We start from the raw sequence: 16065 nt of genomic DNA, 5'->3' as shown, positions 1-16065 counted from the left end.
AGGTAATCATCGCCACATCCTTGCGCAACGCCAACCAAGGATCCATGACATGAGCCAGACTGAGTGGGAAAACCGCTGTGATTACTGGCGGCGCGACTGGCATCGGACGTGCCGCGGCGAAACGTTTCATCGAGGAGGGTGCCGTCGTGTTCCTCTTCGGCCGCCGGCAGGAAGCGCTCGATGCCGCGGTGGCAGACCTCGGGCCCAGTGCCCGCGCGGTGAAGGGCTCGGTGTCCAATCCTGCCGATCTAGACCGCCTCTACGCGGCGGTGAAGGCCGAGCGCGGAACCCTCGACATCGTCTTCGCCAATGCCGGTGCGGGAAGCCCGCTTCCGCTCGGCCAGATCACCGCCGAGCACATCGACGAAACCTTCGACACCAACGTGAAGGGCACGATTTTTACGGTCCAGAAGGCACTGCCGCTGTTGGGCCCGGGTGGTTCGATCATCCTGACCGGATCGAGCGCCGGCACCACCGGCGCTCCTGCATTCAGTGCCTACAGCGCGAGCAAGGCGGCGGTACGCAACCTCGCACGGACCTGGGCGGAGGACCTGAAGGGCACCGGCATCCGGGTCAACGTGTTGTCGCCCGGGGCGACGGCGACCGAACTGGCAAAGGAAGCACTGGGCGAGGAGGGCCAGAAAGTCTTCGCCTCGCTCACGCCGCTCCAGCGCATGGCCGACCCTGCGGAGATCGGCGCGGTGGCGGCTTTTCTCGCCTCGTCGGACAGCAGCTTCATGACCGCCAGCGAAGTCGCCGTCGACGGCGGCCTGGCGCAACTCTGACGCACGATGTCCTCGCGGCGCTTTATTCGGTTGTTCGAAGCGCCGCGGGATGTGCCAAACGCAGGGAAAAACCATGCGCTACGCAATCATCGGTTTCGGCAATATCGGCCAGGCCCTGGCCAGGGCGTTTGCCCGCAATGGCATCGAAGTCTCCGTTGCGACCACGCGCCATCCGGAAAGCTTTGCAGCCGACGCGACCGCGATCGGGCCCACGATCATTCCCAAGACACTGGCCGAAGCGGTCAAGGCGGACATCATCTTCCTGGCCGTCCGTTTTGAATCACACCCGGATGTCGCGCAGGCGCTGTCGACCTGGAAGGGCAAGACCATCATCGATGTGACCAATGCTTACGGCGTACCGCCTGAAGCACTGGGTGGGCAACCTTCTTCCAGGGTCGTCGCGCAGGCTTTCGCTGGCAGCAGACTGGTCAAGGGCTTCAATCATTTGATTGCTGCCACCCTTGCCCAGGACCCCGCCGTACAGGGCGGCAGGAGAGTCGTGTTCCTGGCGAGCGACGACGGTGCCGCCGCGGTGGAGATCAGCGTGCTGGCAGAAAACCTCGGGTTCGCACCGATCAAACTTGGCGGGCTGTCGGAAGGCGGACTGCTTGTGCAGGCGCGCGGAAACAGCTGGGGCCAATTGATCTTCAAGGACCTGGTCAAGTTCGACGGATGAATGCCGGCGAGGTCTCGAATGCACATCCCAACGGGCCTGACCACCGCTGGAGGGATGCGCGGCCTTTGATCCTGTTTCGCCGGGCATGGATCGTCGCTTGGGCAATGGGGCCAGCCGCCGACCCGGGATGCGTTGATGGGCGGACTGATGCACGATGCGCCCGGACAATGGCACGTGCGCGGACGGTGATCGATGCAGTTGCGGAGCGTTGGGGCGTGGATGCTGTGCTGGGCGGTGGGCCTGCAGGTCGGAGGGTGTGCGGGGACGGGCGGCCCACATGCGTTGTCGCCGGGGCACACGGCGACCGTGCCTTCGGACGCGTTGATCCACGATGCCGGGCGCACCGGCATGGTCCTGCCGACCCATGCCCATCGGCCTGCCGGCCCGGCGTTCGAATTTTCCTATCTGCCCGCCATTTCACCCGGACTGACGAAGATCCAGGCGCGTGTTCGCGAACTGGACCTGATCCGACGCCTGCCGGAAATCCAGGCGCTCGATGGCGTGTTCGCCTTGCCCAGGCCGCTGCGTTACGTCACCGCCGAGTGCGGCGAACTGGGTGCGTTCTACCGGCCGGGACGTGGCGAAATCGAGGTGTGCTACGAACTGCTGGAGACGCTCTACCAGCGCGGGCTCAAGCAGCAGCTCGAGCAGCACCTGGAGGCGGACTACGCCGTGCGTTACACGCGCGCCAATGTGCGATTCGTGGTGCTGCATGAAACCGGGCATGCGCTGGTCGACCTGCTCGACCTGCCGGTGACGGGCAGGCAGGAAGACGCGGTCGACCAGCTGGCGGCCATGCTGATGCTGCATTTTTCGTCTTCGGAAGAAACGCCAGCGCAGGTCATGGAAAACCTGCGCATGGCCGCCGACTGGTTGCTTTCGCGCGCAGCCGGTGCCTACGACCTGGATGCCTATGCGGACGAACACGCATTGGGCGAGCAGCGCTACTTCAATCTGCAATGCCTGATCTACGGCACCGATCCGGCCGACTATGCGGGAATCGTTGACCAGGGCGATCTGCCGGCTGCCCGTGCCAGGGGCTGCCCGCGCGAGGCGCGCGCGGTCGGCCAGGCATGGTTGCGCCTGCTGTTGCCGCACGTGTCGCCGCGCTATCGGATGAGCGAGGACAAGGCGCTTCAGTTTTTTGGCCCGGCGCGCTGAGGTGGGAGGCGCCAGGCGACCTGGTGTTGGGCGAATCCATGCGCCAGCGCACCTTGCATGACCTCGTGAGCCGGCCATGGTTGGGATGGGACGGGTTCAATGACCGACGCTGTGGGGGCCCGTTCGAGCGCCTGGCCGGAAGCCGTGGCTGGCCCATAGCGCGAGCAGCAGGCCAACAAGGGAAAGCAGCGCCATCGCCCAGGTCGATGCGTTGGCGCCATATGACTGCAGCAGGATCCCGCCGGAGAGGCCACCCAAGGCGATCGCGATGTTCCAGGAAGTCGTCACCATGGCCTGGACCACATCGACATGGGGGCCAGCATTGTCTGCAGCGGCAGTCTGCAGCAGCGTTGCCGCGCCGCCGAAGCTGAGCCCCCACAGGGCGACGCCCAGGTATATGGCAACGGGCTGATCTCCTGCGTTGGCCATCACCAGCGCCGCCGCCATAAAGCCGGCAAGGCAGAGCAGGACCAGGCTACGCAGCCAGCGATCCACCGTCACGCCGATGATCCAGATGCCGAGCAGTGCGGTCAGGCCGAAAGTGAGCAGGACGCGATCGACATTCTCATGTAGTCCGTGTGCAGCCAGATACGGCGCGATATAGGTGTAAAGCACGTTGTGTCCGAGCATCCAGATCATGATGACCAGAAGGACCGGCGCGACCCCGCGAAGCCTGAGGACTTTCAGCAGCGGCAGGCGCTTGCCGGCAGGTTGACCCGGAAGATCCGGAACAGCGATCAGAATCCAGGCAACCAGCACCAATGCCAGCGCGGACATCACGCCAAAGGAAAAGCGCCAGCCGACCCATGCGCCAAGCCAGGTGCCAGCCGGTGTCCCCAGTGACAATGCGATCGGGGTTCCGACCATCGCGATCGCCAGTGCCTTGCCCTGCAGATGGGTCGGCGCAAGCCGGCGTGAATAACCCGCCAGGATTCCCCACGCCAGTCCCGCGGCAACGCCTGCCATCAAACGTGAAAACAACGCGACGGGATAGCTCCACGCGAAAGTGGTCAGGGAGTTGAAGACAAGGAATCCGATGACGGCAGTGAGTAGCGTGGGGCGTCGGCGCCACCCCTGGGTCGCAATGGCCAGTGGAATGGCTGCAAGGAGTGACCCCAGCGCGTAAGCGGAAATGAACTGCCCTGCCAGCGCATCGGAGACGCCCAGTCCGCCGCTGATCTGCGGAAGAAGCCCGGCCGGCAGCGTCTCGGTGAGGATGGCGATGAAGCCGGTCATGGCAAGGGCCAGCAAGCCAAACACAGGCAAGGCCTCGCCGGCCTCCTTCGGCGTCGCCGAAGGAGTGGTCGTAACAGTCTTCATGGAAATCTACATATGTACTGAGTGATACATAAGTTAAGCGGGCCACAGGCTGCCGTCAACGATTTATGTATCGATCGGTAGTAAAGTGTGTTCTTTCCATGTTGGGATACGGCAGTGGCCAGGACCGGACGACCACGCAGCTTTGATCGCGCCGAAGCGATCGAACAGGCCATGCACCTGTTCTGGGCGCATGGCTATGAATCCACCTCGTTGGCTTTGTTGAAGGATGCAATGGGTGGCATCTCATCGCCCAGTTTTTATGCGGCCTTTGGCTCCAAGGAAATGCTCTTTGAAGAAGTGTTGAAGCAGTACTTGGAAACGCACGGAACGGTGACCGCGGTGTTGCATGACCCCTCCGTGGCCCCGCGCGATGCCGTCGAAGCTGCTTTGAGGGGATCGGCGCGCATGCAGACGGATCCGTTGCATCCACCAGGTTGCCTGCTCGTGATTTCCGCGACGACGACACCTGGAGACGCTGTCGGATCCCAGTCAATTCTGGCCATGGATCGCGCCTCCACCCGGCAGGGTTTCGCAGCCTGTATCCAGCGTGCCGTTGAAGCCAGGGAGCTGCCTGGTACGTTCGATGTGGAGGCCGGCGCGCTCATGCTCGATACGTTCATGCGCGGCCTGACCACGCAGGTGCGTGACGGGGTCGCCTTCGCGCAGCTGGAGGCAGCAATCGCCTGCGCAATGCACTGGTGGAAGCCACCCCGGCGCTCCGTCAGGAAGAGTGCTCACTGACTCCATAGTCCCCTCTGCGAATTCTTGATCCTCTTTTCCCTTGTGAAGATTCCAGTCTTGGCTGCTGCTGGTTCGGTAATCCCGCCATTTCTAGCAGGCGCCAGAAGAGGAGCTATGCGGCCGCTGCCAACTCTTGTGCCGGTGTGATCGCACCGAGCGCCATGTCCGGGCGCTCATGGTTATGGGTTCATAGCCAACGCGTGGCCTTGGTCTTGCACCTGCTCGATGGTGTCGCACAGTTTCGCGGCAAAGCTCCGGCACCGCGGTGCCAGTCTCGGCTTGCTTGAGCACGGCCACGATCTGACTGTCGGTAAAGCGGGACTTCTTCCTGGAACCACGTCGGGAAAGCGGACGAGAAAATTCCACTTCTGACGTCAGCTAATCTCTGGGGAGATTGCCGCATCGGACATCGGACATCGGACATCGGACATCGGACATCGGACATCGGACATCGGGCGGACTGGCGCCATCGTTGCGCCGGTGGTGATCGGATGTGGACATCGCAGTGCCGTGGGAGAGCACCTGGGCAGCCACAAACACCGGCCACTGCAAGTCCTGGCCCGCGCTGCTGGAACTGGCGTTGCCAGCTTCCTGGGACATGGCCTGGTGTCGGCCGGGGATCTGCAACAAGGGCTCACTGTCTCCAGTTGGTCCAGCCCAGCCCGGCGGGAGCCGGGCTGGACCTTCATCCTTGAAGCATCGACCTTACTTGGGGAGCGCGTAAGCCACCACGTAGTTGCCGCGTGGGGTGTGCATGAAGTGATGGCCCGTGGCCGTGATCACCACGAACTCGCGACCATCCTGTTCGTAGACCATCGGCATGGCCTGGCCACCGGCGGGCAGGGGTGCCGACCAGACCGTCTTGCCAGTGGTGATATCGATGGCGCGGATCAGGTTGTCCGTGGCCGCGGCGATGAACACCAGGCCGCCCTTGGTCACCACCGAGCCGCCGTTGTTGGGCGTACCGATGCTGATCGGCAGGCCGGTCGGCAGGCCGAACGGACCGTTCTCGCGCGCGGTGCCGAAGGGGCGATCCCACACGGTGCGGCCGTCGCGGATGTCGATGGCGCGGATGCCGCCGTACGGGGGTTCCTTGCACAGCATGCCGGTGAAGGGCAGCTGCCAGCCGGCATTGACGTTGACCGCCACCGGGACGCCTTCCTGCGGATCGCCAGCGCCTTCAGCGTGCGCTTCGGTAGCCGGATCGTTGAGGACATCACGCGCCTTCCAGCCCATGCGGTCGGCGTCCTTGCGCAGCACCAGGCGCACATAGTTCGGCATGTCGTTGTAGTTGGCGATGATCAAGCCGCGCGACGGGTCGAAGGCCACGCCACCCCAGTCGGAACCGCCGTTGTAGCCGGGGTAATCGATGATCGGCTTGTCCACGTCCGGTGGAGTGAACTTGCCGCGGTAGTCGGCCTGGGCGAACTGGATACGGCACACCAGCTGGTCCAGCGGCGTCAGTCCCCACATGTTCTCGGGTTTGAGGTCCGGCTTGGCCAGGGAATTGAACAGCGAGAACGGCTGGACCTTGCTGCGCGCCTGCGGCTCGAATCCACCCTGCGGCACCGGACGCTCTTCCACGCCGAACAGCGGCTTGCCCGTGGCGCGGTTCAGGACGTAGGTCTCGCCATTCTTCGTGGGGAAGATGATGGCAGGCACCTTGCTGCCATCGGCCTGCGGATAGTCCACCAGCGTCGGCGGCGAACCCGGGTCGTAATCCCACACGTCGTGGTAGGTATTGCGGAACGACCAGCGTGGCATGCCTGTTTCGACATCCAGCGCCGTCAGTGATGGCGAATACTTGTTCTCGTTCTCGGTGCGGCTGCTCGAGTAGTAATCGCCCGAAGCATTGGCCACGGGCAGGAACACCAGGCCCAGCTTGTCGTCGCCGGTAAACGAGGTCCACACGTCAGGCGAGCCGCGCTTGTACAGATCCTTGCCCTGGCGCGGTGCCGGGTTTTCCGGATCAGCCGCATCCCAGGCCCACTTCAATTCGCCCGTCTTGACGTTGAAGGCCTTGGTGACCCCGGACGGGCCAAAGGCGCGCATGCCGTCGACCGTGGTGTGACCCACCACCAGCGTGTCGCGGATCACCACCGGCGGGGAGGTGATGGCCACGTAGCCGTGGTAGACCTCGCCCATGTCCTCGGTGATGCTGACCTCGCCATTCTTGCCAAAGCCCTGGCAACGCTGCCCGGTCTGCGCATCGAGTTCGATGACGCGTGCGTCCAGCGTACCGACGATCACGCGACGGTCGCACTGGGCACTGGTGTTGGCGACAGGTGCCGGTGCGTTCGGCGTGCTGGCCGTTGCGGCGCTGGCCGGGTCTTCGTAATAGGCCATTGAGCGGCACGAAGGCGTGTACGGAACCGACTTGGGCGTGATGCCCGGATCGAAGGCCCATTTCTGCTCGCCGGTGGCGGCGTCCAGGGCAACGACCTTGTTGAGGTAGCCGCACACATACAACATGTTGCCGATCTTCAGCGGTGTGTTCTGCACACCCCAACGGCTGTCCTTGGGGACATCGCCCGCTTCGGCCTGCCAGGCGATCTTGAGATCCTTGACGTTCGCCGCAGTGATCTGGGAGGTCGCTGAATAGCGCGCCGCGGCCTGGTTGCCGCCATAAGCGGGCCAATCCGTGGACGGGATGTCATGGCCCACGCCTGTGCCGGTGTCCGCCTCGAACGGGTTGTCGGCCATTGCGGGCACGTTCGATGCTTCGGTCACGTTGTGCGGAACGAAGGCAAGGCCGCCCGCGATAAGGAACGCGACGACCAGCAAGGCCGTCACGCCGTTTGCCTTGGTACGAGAGAATCCGGCATGCAAGCCCGGAAGCAGCAACGAGAAGCCGATCGCAAAGACGAGTACCAGCGCGAAACGCGGGACCCAGCCCCAGTAATCAGAGCCTGATTCCAGAATCGTCCAGGCCAGCGTCAGCACGAACAGCGCGCCAAACCACAGCGTGGCCGTCGGGCGGCGTCGCCACAGCGCAATGGCGCTGCCCAGACTCAATACGCCTGCGATGGCGTAGTACCAGTTGCCGCCCAGGCTGATAAGCCATCCACCTCCGGCAACCATGAAGAGGCCAAACGCGCACAACACGAACGCTAGCAGCCACCTGCCCACGCGAAGGGGGGCGTTCTCAGATATGTTCATAAGTATTCCGAATTGGAAAGTCCGCCCCACGGCGCCTTTCCCGGCACGAGTGGAGACCTGCTAGACAGTCCGGAGCAAACACGGTCCCCAACGATCCCGGGGATGCCAAAAAGAGCCCATCCATGGGCTCGCGACGATTCATACCAGAGCCGGAACGTCCGCCCTGCATAGCTATGCAAGACTACGCCTCCAGGATGCCGCCGCGCAACAGCTGTTACTCTTCACGCGATGCAGAAGAGACACTCCCAGCCTCGCCGCGCGTCACCCTCATCCAGTGAGGTTGCGCGACTCGCCGGTGTTTCCCAGTCCACAGTTTCAAGGGTCTTTAGCGCCGGTGCGGCCGTATCGGACGCAGTCCGCGAGCGCGTGCTCAAAGCGGCCGGTGAGATTCATTATCGACCCAATGCCCTTCCGGCAATGCTGCAGACCGGGCGTTCCGGGTTGATCGCCGTGGTGATGGGCGGTTTCTACAATCCGGTCTATGCCGAGATCCTGCGCTGCATCACCGCCGCGCTCAAAGCCCGCAACCTGGAATCCCTGCTGGTTGACGCGGAGAGCGACGAGAACCTCGACCACCTGGTGGGGGAGTTGTCCCGCTACCGCATCGACGGCGCCATCAGCACGCTGGCGATCCGCTCGCCGAAAGTGGCCAGCAACCTGGAGCGGCTGGGTATCCCGATCGTGGCGATCAACTCCAGACGGCACGGCAAGATGCGTGTTGTATCGACGTCAAACCGCACGACGGGATCGACCGCCGGCAACGCGCTCATCGAGCGTGGCTGCAGGAAGCTGGCCTACCTCGCCGGTCGTGACAACCCTTCGCAGCATGATCGGCAGCGCAGCTTCTGCAAGGCAGTCACGACCCGCGGACTGGCGCCACCTGAAATCGTCGTGGCCGGATTCACCTACGAAGAGGGCTATCTCGCCGCGAGCAGGCTGTTCGCATCAGGTGCCCGGCCCGATGGAATTTTCTGCGTCAACGACCTGGTCGCCATTGGCGCCATGGATGCCATCAAGCTTCAGTTCGGACTTCGGGTGCCGGAAGACGTGCAGGTGATCGGTTGCGATGACATTCCCATGGCGGGATGGCGAAGGCACGACCTGACGACCTTCGCGCAGGATATGGAAGCCTTGGGTGTTGCCTGTGCAGATCTCCTGCAGGATGAGCCCCCTGCGCAAACGCTGACCATCCCCTCGCAGCTCATTCTTCGAGGCACGACACTTCCGTAGTGCCAGGGCACTCAACTGGTTGTGTGGGTTCAACCATGCCTCGAACCCGCCAGGCTCGTTGATGCTTGGAGCCTTCCGTCAGCGATGCCAGCTTCAGGGTCAGCGCTCTCTGTGGGCATCGATCGTCGAGCCTGACGGGCCGATGCGCGTGGCATCGATGATCGTTCCCGTGTCGATCTTCAGGCCCCGCTGCTGAAAGGGGTTCTACCCTATCACCACGGACACTTCAGCTAAGCCCCATGATGGGCTAGGAGGAGTGCCATGCAGTAGCGACGCTAGTTCAGCGAAGAGTTCTAACGCGAAGCCATCGGGCTGACCCGATTTCCGGGTGCCAACGTCAGTCAGATCGCCCAAGACCCGGGTATCGGCTCCAACCTGCTCTGGCGATGGCGCCGGGAATTGGAGTCCACTCGCAACACGCCCTTTCAAGATGCGGGCGTATCGCGCGACCAGGAGCTTCTGACGCTTAAGCGTGAACTGGCCAAGGTTGAGAAGGAACGGGATTTTTACGCGATGTGGCGGCGTTCTTCGCCAAGGAATCGTCTTGAGGCACGAGGCGATCCAACGTCATCGCTGCCAGCACCCGATCCGACTGATGTGCCGGCGCTTGAAGGTCTCGGCCAGCGGCTTCCATGGCTAGGCCCGGCGCTTGCCCAGCAAGCGTGCACGGGACAACGAACGCCTGCTCGTCAAGATCCATCAGCAACATCAGGACAATGATCGCGTCATGGGCGTGCCGCGCATGCACGAGGCATTGGCCTACGAAGGTGAGACAGCCAGCTTGAACCGCGTCGCCAGGCTGATATCCGGTGCTGCGCTGTTCGGTGTGCCGCAGCGGCGGCGTTGGCGCAACAAGCCCAGCGGCGTGCGGCCCGCCTACGTACGCAATCACCTGGAACGAGACTTCGTTGCGCTGGAGCCTAATACCAAATGGGTGGTGGATATCACCTTCATCAGGACCGGCGGAGGTTGGCTCTATCTGTGCGCGGTGCTGGACCTGTTCTTACACAAGATCGTGGGCTGGTCGATGTCGGCAGTGCAGGATCGGCACATGGTGCTCAAGGCGGTACTGATGGCCTGCTGGCAGCGCCCGGCTCCCGGTGCCGTGATCCTGTACTCGGTTCGTGGCACGCAGGGCGGACTACCAGCAGTTCCTTCAGGGCCAGCGCATCACCAGCAGCATGAGTGCGGTGGGACAATGCGGCGATGGAGGGCTTCTTCGGCCTGCTCAAGCGCGAGCACGTCCATCGTCGGCGCTACATGGCACTGGCCGATGCCAGGGTCGATGTGTTCGACCACATTGAGCGCTTCCACAACCCGCGCATGCAGCGCAGGCTGGACGCCAAGGATCAGGTCTTCAGACTCTTAACCCAACAGTCCGTGGTGATGGGGTAGAACCCATCCGGGGATGGCGCTTGAATCTGGCCGGATGGGGGCAAGTGGGGCATCAGGTGGCCAGCTGGAGCACCTCACCTTCTTGTCTTGTTCGTTGCATCGGCGCCGCGCCTGCGCCTGCCATGGTTCCATCAGTTAATGCTCTTCAGGCGGCGCTTGTAGCGCTTGCGCAGGTTCAGATGGAGTCGGTAGACCGCACGTAACCAGTGCTGCATACCAAGGGTCGCCGACTCGCGCTGGCTCAGAAGATGGGGCGCGTGTGCCTCGATCAGGCGCAGCAGCTGGAAGCGCGTCACCGCACGCGAGGCCAGCCAGATGGGTGACCATGAAAAATGGCAGCTGCGGCTCCGCTCGAAGTCGACCAGGCCGGCGGAGCCATCCGGCCGTACCAGGACATCCCGGGCGGGAAGTGAGTGGCGCGCGACGCGATGATCGAGCATACGTTCGACCAGTTCCCGCAAGCTGTGGAAGACGGCACCAGGCACGCTGCCGGCGCGATCCAGCGTGATGCCTTCGATGCGGGACATGTGCACGCACATCGGCGAATGCGAGGCGCGCAGCAATTCGGGAACACCTTCAAGGCCTTGTAGCCGGCGCAGCGCTTCAAGCTCTCGCCGGAACCTGTTCTTGCTGCGTCGCCCGGCGACGAATGATTTCATAACGCGTCCGTCAAGCAGCAAGACGTGATTCTTTACGCTGGTGACTTCCTGTGCGCCATCTTTCCGGGTGACAAGGGCTTTATCTGCTACTGCGCTCATGCTTGGCTCCGTCTGGGTCGGAGCGGTACGCGCGGTCAGCCCGTGCTGTGGCCTGCGCGCCTAGAATGGCGTCGCTCCGGATCTACTTGCAGGGAAGGTCTGAACAATTCTTTTCTTCGTCATTCCCGCCTGCGCGGGATGACGCAAGTTGTTCAAAACGTTCTTGACTCATGACGGTAGGTCCAGTGGCTTGCACTGCCCTTTCTTGAACCTTGCGCGAAGCTTGCTATGCGGATTTTGTTGATCGAGGACGATCATTTGTTGGGTGAAGGTCTGGCCCGGGCACTCGGCCAATCAGGCCATGCCTGTGATCATCTGACGCATGGCCGCGGGGCGATGGCTGCATTGGCCGCGACGCCGTATGACCTGGTCATCCTCGACCTGGGCCTGCCGGACGGTGATGGCATCGATCTGCTTGCCCAGATGCGACGGCAGTCGGTGACGCTGCCGGTGATCATCCTCAGTGCCCGCGATGGCTTGCAGGACCGTATCCGTGGCCTGGATGTCGGTGGCGACGATTACCTTGCAAAGCCATTCGCACTGGGCGAACTGGAAGCGCGCATCAGGGCGCTGGCAAGGCGCAAGCCAGCGTCGCCCGGCCTCTATACGTTTGGTTCGCTGGAACTCGATCCCGGCGCGCGCAGCGTGTCCTGCAATGGAGAAGAGCTCGATCTCACCGCACGCGAGCTGGCGGTGCTCGAGTTGCTCATCCGGCACGCGGGGAAGGTCGTCTCGAAGCAGCGCTTCTTCGAGGCGCTTTACGACTGGCATGCCAAGGCCAATCCGTCAGCGATCGAGGTCCATGTCAGTCGGTTGCGCCGCAAGCTTGAACACGCCGATGCCGGCGTCGGCATTCGCATGCTCCGCGGCCTGGGATATCGCCTGGAGCTCGTCGACCGTGAATAAGGCCATGGGCAGCCTGCGTGGATTACTCAGTCGCCGGCTGTGGATGCTGCTGCCGCTGCTCCTGGCGGGCGCAGTTGCTTCGTTCCTGCTGGCCTCTTATTTCGCCGACAAGGTGTTCGACGGCTGGCTTGTCGATTCGGCTACCGCTCTTGGTCATGAAGCGGTCGAATCGCAACGGAGTGGCGGGCCCTGGCTACCTCCCAAGGCCGTGGAGATGGTCAAGTGGGATAGCGTCGACCAGCTCTACGTCCAGCTTCGACCATCACCTGCGGCGCGGGCGCTGGGCGATCCCATCCCTGCCGCTGACGACCTGTCGGACAGTGGTCAAAGCGTTTACGACACTCGTTACGACGGTCGCCGTATCCGGGTCGCCCAGGTCAGGTTGTATGGCCTGGACGGGACGACCTTCACGGAGATCCGGGTAGGAGAGACGTTGCGGAAGCGCAGGTTGCTCCGCTACCACTTGCTGCTTGCCAGCATCCCGCTCCAACTTGGTGTCATTGGCCTTGCCGCGCTGCTGCTGGCATCAGCCACCTCAGCGGTTGCCTCCGCTGCCCGGCAAGCGGCCCGGCGTCTGGCCGGCTACAACGAGACCCAGCTACGGCAATCGCCCGAGCGACTCCATGGCCCGGCCGAGCTTCAGCCCGCCTTTGATGCCATGAACGCCCTGATTGGACGCCTGACGAACGCCCAGCAGGCACAGCAGCGCTTCATCAGTAATGCGGCTCACCAGCTTCGAACGCCTCTGGCGGTGCTCCAGGTCCAGATCGAAAGCGCGCTTCGGGAACGGGACCCCACCGGTCAACGTGAAGCGGTGACGCACGCGCTCAATGGACTGACGCGCCTGCGCCGCCTGGTCGAGCAACTGCTGACCCTGAACCGGTCCGCCAACGCCGCCGAGAGCCAGCTCAGCTTCGTGCATCTTGATCTGGCGCTTCTGGCCCGCGAGGAAGTCGAGTACCACGCCGACCGCGCCATCCAGCTCGGGGTGGACCTTGGATACGACGGGCCGGAAGCCCCGGTTGAGGCCCTTGGCGAGCCGCAACTGCTTCGCGAGGTGCTTGCCAACCTGATCGACAATGCCCTGCGCTACGGTCGGGCAGGGGGCCTGGTGACGGTTGGCGTCACGGAGTCTCCACCGCAGCTGTTCGTTGAGGATGACGGGGCGGGAATTGCGGAAGCTGACCGGGCACGCGTGGTGGAGCGTTTCTACCGCGCGAATCATGAAGGCGATGGGAGCGGGCTGGGGCTGGCGATCGTGGCCGAAATCGCGGCCCTCCATCGCGCAGGGATGAAGGTCGAAGCGTCCTCCAGTGGTGGCGCGAGGTTTGTCATCAGCTTCGGGTAGGCGTCCGCCAGAAGCTGAATGCGGATGCGGGAGATCAGCAGCCAGCGCAGGTGCGCCGCTTCGGATTTTTGGGATTCACTCTCCCCGATTTCCCTACTTATCCTGGCTGCGCCGGCGCCCCATTCCTGATGTGCACGCGCCATCGGCACTGGCCGCATGCGTGTGTTCCCTCTTCTTCATCAGGAAACTCGACATGAGCAAGCTCGCAGGTAAGGTGGCCGTGGTCACGGGTGCGTCCAAGGGCATTGGTGCCGGGATCGCGCTGGCCCTGGCGGCGGAAGGCGCATCGGTCGTCGTCAACTACGCGTCCAGTCGCAGCGGCGCCGACGCGGTGGTCGCGCGCATCATCCAGGCCGGTGGTCAGGCGGTGGCCGTCCAGGCCGATGTGTCACAGCTCGATCAGGCCCAGTCGCTGGTGGCGGCGGCGGTGGAACACTTCGGCCAGCTCGACATCCTGGTCAACAACTCCGGGGTTTACGAAGTGGCGCCGCTTGAGGACATCAGCGCAGCGCACTTCCGACGACAGTTCGACGTGAATGTGCTGGGTCTGCTGCAGGTCACGCAGGCCGCGTCCGGGCACCTGGGCCAGGGCGGGAGCATCATCAACATCGGCTCGATCGTCAGCACCATCACCCCGCCGGGCATGGCCGTCTACTCGGCCACCAAGGGTGCTGTGGATGCCATCACCGGCGTGCTGGCGCGTGAGTTGGGCCCGCGCGGCATCCGCGTCAACAGCGTCAACCCAGGCATGGTGGATACCGAAGGCGCGCAGGCGGCCGGATTCATCGGCTCGGAGTTCCAGTCGCAGATCGTCGCGCAGACACCGCTGGGCCGCATCGGTAGCCCGGACGACATCGCTTCGGTGGCGGTGTTCCTGGCCTCCGACGATGCCGCTTGGCTCACTGGCGAGCTGGTCAAGGCTGGCGGCGGCTACAGATAAGTTGGCGCAAGGCTGGGATCGGTGGTGGACGTACACCCTCTCGCCGATCCAGCCCCTGACCTCTCCCCGGTGTCGCAGATGTGCTACCCGGCGCAGCGTGGACGCCCGTCAGGCGGGGCCGCGTGCCGTGCCCTTACGGGCTGTTTCGACAAGATTGCGATACCGCAATGGCCCCCAGCCAGCGCCTTCCCATGGCGGGGAATGTCCCTGTCAGTGGGTCGCAGCAGACGTTGACCTGCGTCAACCGTGGCATCACGGCCGGACGCGTAGAAGATAACGTCTGTTTGGCGCGAGGCGTGCAGAAGGGGGAGCATGGATTCGACTTTGTATCTTGAGCACGTCAGGGCGATGCTCAGGCGCTCGACGACGAGCCTGCAGGTCGTGGCGATCATCGCCTGGGTCACAAGCCTCGTGGTGAACCCGGAAGTGGACGTTGCGTCGGTCCCGATGACCTGGGTGATGTTGCTGATGCTGGTTGGCATCTGCGTCTGGAAAGGCGTTACCGCCAGCGTCCACAGATGGCGCGTGGGGACGATCATCTATGGGATTCTGCTAGCCGTGGCATTCCGGATGGAATTGTCCATGATGCGCAGCCAGGGCGATCTGTTGACGCTGCCCACGGCAATCCTGATGTCGGTGGGCTTCGCCGGCGTGGTTGCGCTGCGCCGCGACTACCTGCTGCTCGTGGTCTTGATCTGGGCGATCTTCCTGCTCGGACAGCCGCATGCCATTCCACCCAGCCTGAATGTAAAGCTGGCGGCCATCATGGTGGTGACGTCATGCCTGGTCAGCCTGGGTCTCAATCATGCGGTTGTCCTCAGCCTGCGCACGACATTCCGGCTCAAGGAGGAGTTCAGGCTTTTATCCGAAACCGATGCGCTGACCGGATTGCCTAACCGGCGTGCGCTGCTCGCCCAGTTGGAGTTCGCCTGCGTACAGTCCACGCGCAGTGCCTCCTATTTCGCCATGCTGGACCTGGATGACTTCAAAGCGATCAATGAGCGGCATGGCCACGAAGGCGGAGACGAGGTGCTGAAGGCATTGGCGCAGGAATTGCGCAAGCTTCCGGATCTTGTTGCCAAGGGGCGGTTGGGTGGGGAGGAATTCGGGATGATCGCGCTCGGCCAGGATAGTGCGGCGATGCGGTTGATCCTGGAGGGCCTGCTTGCGGAGGTGCGTGCATTGGATGTGCATGGGGCGCGCTTTGGCTTCAGCGCTGGATTCGCCCGGATCCAGCCCGGCGACCGGGCCGTTGACGTGATGCGTCGCGCGGACGCGGCGCTCTACGCGGCCAAGCGTCGTGGCAAGGGACGCGTGGTGGAATCGGCGCCAGTCTAGAAGGTCGCGGAGCCGGGAAAGATCCTGGGGCCCGTTCACGATCCTCGCTGGTCCGTGCAGGTCATGTGGGTGCGCGGGAAGACCTATCCGGGCGACATGCGTCGTGAGCGACTCGCGCAGAACCGGCCGATTCTGGGGCGCCCGTGCAAGCGCATCAGGCCACGCAGCGTGGATCTGTATGAGGCGTGATGCGCGGCGTTGTATCTGCTGCGTGCGGAGTGCCAGTGGAGGGGTTTCCCGAGGTGGCGCACGGTGCATTCGCAAGCGGCGGAAACCCGCCAGGCGTTCGACATCCCCCGTCCGGCAGG

12 protein-coding genes and 3 pseudogenes are annotated in these 16065 nt (G+C 63.5%); 10 read left to right on the top strand and 5 right to left on the bottom strand.

All coding sequences use genetic code 11. From position 1 onward, the window contains the following. Positions 1 to 59: 59 nt before the first annotated feature. The 3 genes from O8I58_RS10050 to O8I58_RS10040 all read left to right on the top strand — a co-directional run bounded on the left by O8I58_RS10050 (position 60) and on the right by O8I58_RS10040 (position 2622). A complete protein-coding gene (locus tag O8I58_RS10050) occupies positions 60 to 785 on the top strand; it encodes an SDR family NAD(P)-dependent oxidoreductase (RefSeq protein WP_298322884.1) in 726 nt (241 codons plus the stop codon). Between the two features lie 73 nt (positions 786 to 858). Then, positions 859 to 1461: an NADPH-dependent F420 reductase gene (locus O8I58_RS10045; RefSeq protein ID WP_298315195.1), complete on the top strand. Its 603-nt coding sequence runs from the start codon at positions 859 to 861 to the stop codon at positions 1459 to 1461. A gap of 192 nt (positions 1462 to 1653) precedes the next feature. Further along, the gene (locus O8I58_RS10040) at positions 1654 to 2622 is read left to right on the top strand and encodes a DUF4344 domain-containing metallopeptidase (RefSeq protein WP_298315192.1); all 969 of its coding nucleotides are present in this window, start codon (positions 1654 to 1656) and stop codon (positions 2620 to 2622) included. A gap of 96 nt (positions 2623 to 2718) precedes the next feature. Here O8I58_RS10040 and O8I58_RS10035 read toward each other — a convergent pair whose 3' ends face one another. Beyond that, positions 2719 to 3942: an MFS transporter gene (locus tag O8I58_RS10035; RefSeq protein ID WP_298315188.1), complete on the bottom strand. Its 1224-nt coding sequence runs from the start codon at positions 3940 to 3942 to the stop codon at positions 2719 to 2721. Between the two features lie 114 nt (positions 3943 to 4056). Here O8I58_RS10035 and O8I58_RS10030 point away from each other — a divergent pair, with 114 nt between their 5' ends. Then, positions 4057 to 4683 carry a TetR/AcrR family transcriptional regulator gene (locus tag O8I58_RS10030; protein ID WP_298315185.1) on the top strand — a complete coding sequence of 209 codons (627 nt, stop codon included), beginning with the start codon at positions 4057 to 4059 and terminating at the stop codon, positions 4681 to 4683. Between the two features lie 112 nt (positions 4684 to 4795). On the opposite strand, the pseudogene O8I58_RS10025 reads toward O8I58_RS10030, so the two are convergent. From O8I58_RS10025 to O8I58_RS10020, 3 genes and pseudogenes are all read right to left on the bottom strand, one after another. Further along, positions 4796 to 4922, bottom strand: a pseudogene (locus O8I58_RS10025) (IS3 family transposase); the annotation flags it as partial. Between the two features lies 1 nt (position 4923). Further along, positions 4924 to 5049: pseudogene (locus O8I58_RS19275) on the bottom strand (transposase); the annotation flags it as partial. 339 nt (positions 5050 to 5388) lie between these two features. Further along, positions 5389 to 7764: a membrane-bound PQQ-dependent dehydrogenase, glucose/quinate/shikimate family gene (locus O8I58_RS10020; protein ID WP_298315182.1), complete on the bottom strand. Its 2376-nt coding sequence runs from the start codon at positions 7762 to 7764 to the stop codon at positions 5389 to 5391. 444 nt (positions 7765 to 8208) lie between these two features. Here O8I58_RS10020 and O8I58_RS10015 point away from each other — a divergent pair, with 444 nt between their 5' ends. Both O8I58_RS10015 and O8I58_RS10010 read left to right on the top strand, forming a co-directional pair. Then, positions 8209 to 9072 carry a LacI family DNA-binding transcriptional regulator gene (locus O8I58_RS10015; RefSeq protein ID WP_298315180.1) on the top strand — a complete coding sequence of 288 codons (864 nt, stop codon included), beginning with the start codon at positions 8209 to 8211 and terminating at the stop codon, positions 9070 to 9072. Between the two features lie 306 nt (positions 9073 to 9378). Then, a pseudogene (locus O8I58_RS10010) lies at positions 9379 to 10467 on the top strand (IS3 family transposase). Positions 10468 to 10598: 131 nt separating this feature from the next. Here O8I58_RS10010 and O8I58_RS10005 read toward each other — a convergent pair. After that, on the bottom strand, positions 10599 to 11225 hold the full coding sequence (locus tag O8I58_RS10005) for an RIO2 family protein (protein WP_298315177.1): 627 nt from the start codon (positions 11223 to 11225) through the stop codon (positions 10599 to 10601). A 228-nt stretch (positions 11226 to 11453) separates the two neighbouring features. Between O8I58_RS10005 and O8I58_RS10000 the strand changes: the two genes are divergently transcribed. The 4 genes from O8I58_RS10000 (at position 11454) to O8I58_RS09985 (ending at position 15757) form a co-directional block, all read left to right on the top strand. Beyond that, positions 11454 to 12131, top strand: a complete 678-nt coding sequence (locus O8I58_RS10000; protein ID WP_298315174.1) for a response regulator — start codon at positions 11454 to 11456, stop codon at positions 12129 to 12131. Beyond that, positions 12124 to 13479: a sensor histidine kinase gene (locus tag O8I58_RS09995; protein WP_298315172.1), complete on the top strand. Its 1356-nt coding sequence runs from the start codon at positions 12124 to 12126 to the stop codon at positions 13477 to 13479. The genes O8I58_RS10000 and O8I58_RS09995 overlap by 8 nt, the downstream gene beginning before the upstream one ends. A gap of 193 nt (positions 13480 to 13672) precedes the next feature. After that, positions 13673 to 14419 (top strand): SDR family NAD(P)-dependent oxidoreductase, encoded by a 747-nt coding sequence (locus O8I58_RS09990; RefSeq protein ID WP_298315169.1) that lies wholly within the window; start codon positions 13673 to 13675, stop codon positions 14417 to 14419. Between the two features lie 312 nt (positions 14420 to 14731). After that, complete coding sequence (locus tag O8I58_RS09985; protein ID WP_298315166.1) at positions 14732 to 15757, top strand: GGDEF domain-containing protein; 1026 nt, start codon at positions 14732 to 14734, stop codon at positions 15755 to 15757. The last annotated feature ends 308 nt before the right edge of the window (positions 15758 to 16065 follow it).

The organism is Pseudoxanthomonas sp. (genome assembly GCF_027498035.1).
Lineage (GTDB): Bacteria > Pseudomonadota > Gammaproteobacteria > Xanthomonadales > Xanthomonadaceae > Pseudoxanthomonas_A.
The sequence above is the reverse complement of the archived record's forward strand: the minus strand, read 5'-3'. Positions and strand labels throughout refer to the sequence as shown.

Excerpts from the sequence above, each read along its gene's own strand:
- O8I58_RS10045 (WP_298315195.1), top strand. The coding sequence starts at position 859 with ATGCGCTACGCAATCATCGGTTTCGGCAATATCGGCCAGGCCCTGGCC.
- O8I58_RS10040 (WP_298315192.1), top strand. The coding sequence starts at position 1,654 with ATGCAGTTGCGGAGCGTTGGGGCGTGGATGCTGTGCTGGGCGGTGGGC.
- O8I58_RS10035 (WP_298315188.1), bottom strand. The coding sequence starts at position 3,942 with ATGAAGACTGTTACGACCACTCCTTCGGCGACGCCGAAGGAGGCCGGC.
- O8I58_RS10020 (WP_298315182.1), bottom strand. The coding sequence starts at position 7,764 with ATGGTTGCCGGAGGTGGATGGCTTATCAGCCTGGGCGGCAACTGGTAC.
- O8I58_RS10005 (WP_298315177.1), bottom strand. The coding sequence starts at position 11,225 with ATGAGCGCAGTAGCAGATAAAGCCCTTGTCACCCGGAAAGATGGCGCA.
- O8I58_RS10000 (WP_298315174.1), top strand. The coding sequence starts at position 11,454 with ATGCGGATTTTGTTGATCGAGGACGATCATTTGTTGGGTGAAGGTCTG.
- O8I58_RS09990 (WP_298315169.1), top strand. The coding sequence starts at position 13,673 with ATGAGCAAGCTCGCAGGTAAGGTGGCCGTGGTCACGGGTGCGTCCAAG.
- O8I58_RS09985 (WP_298315166.1), top strand. The coding sequence starts at position 14,732 with ATGGATTCGACTTTGTATCTTGAGCACGTCAGGGCGATGCTCAGGCGC.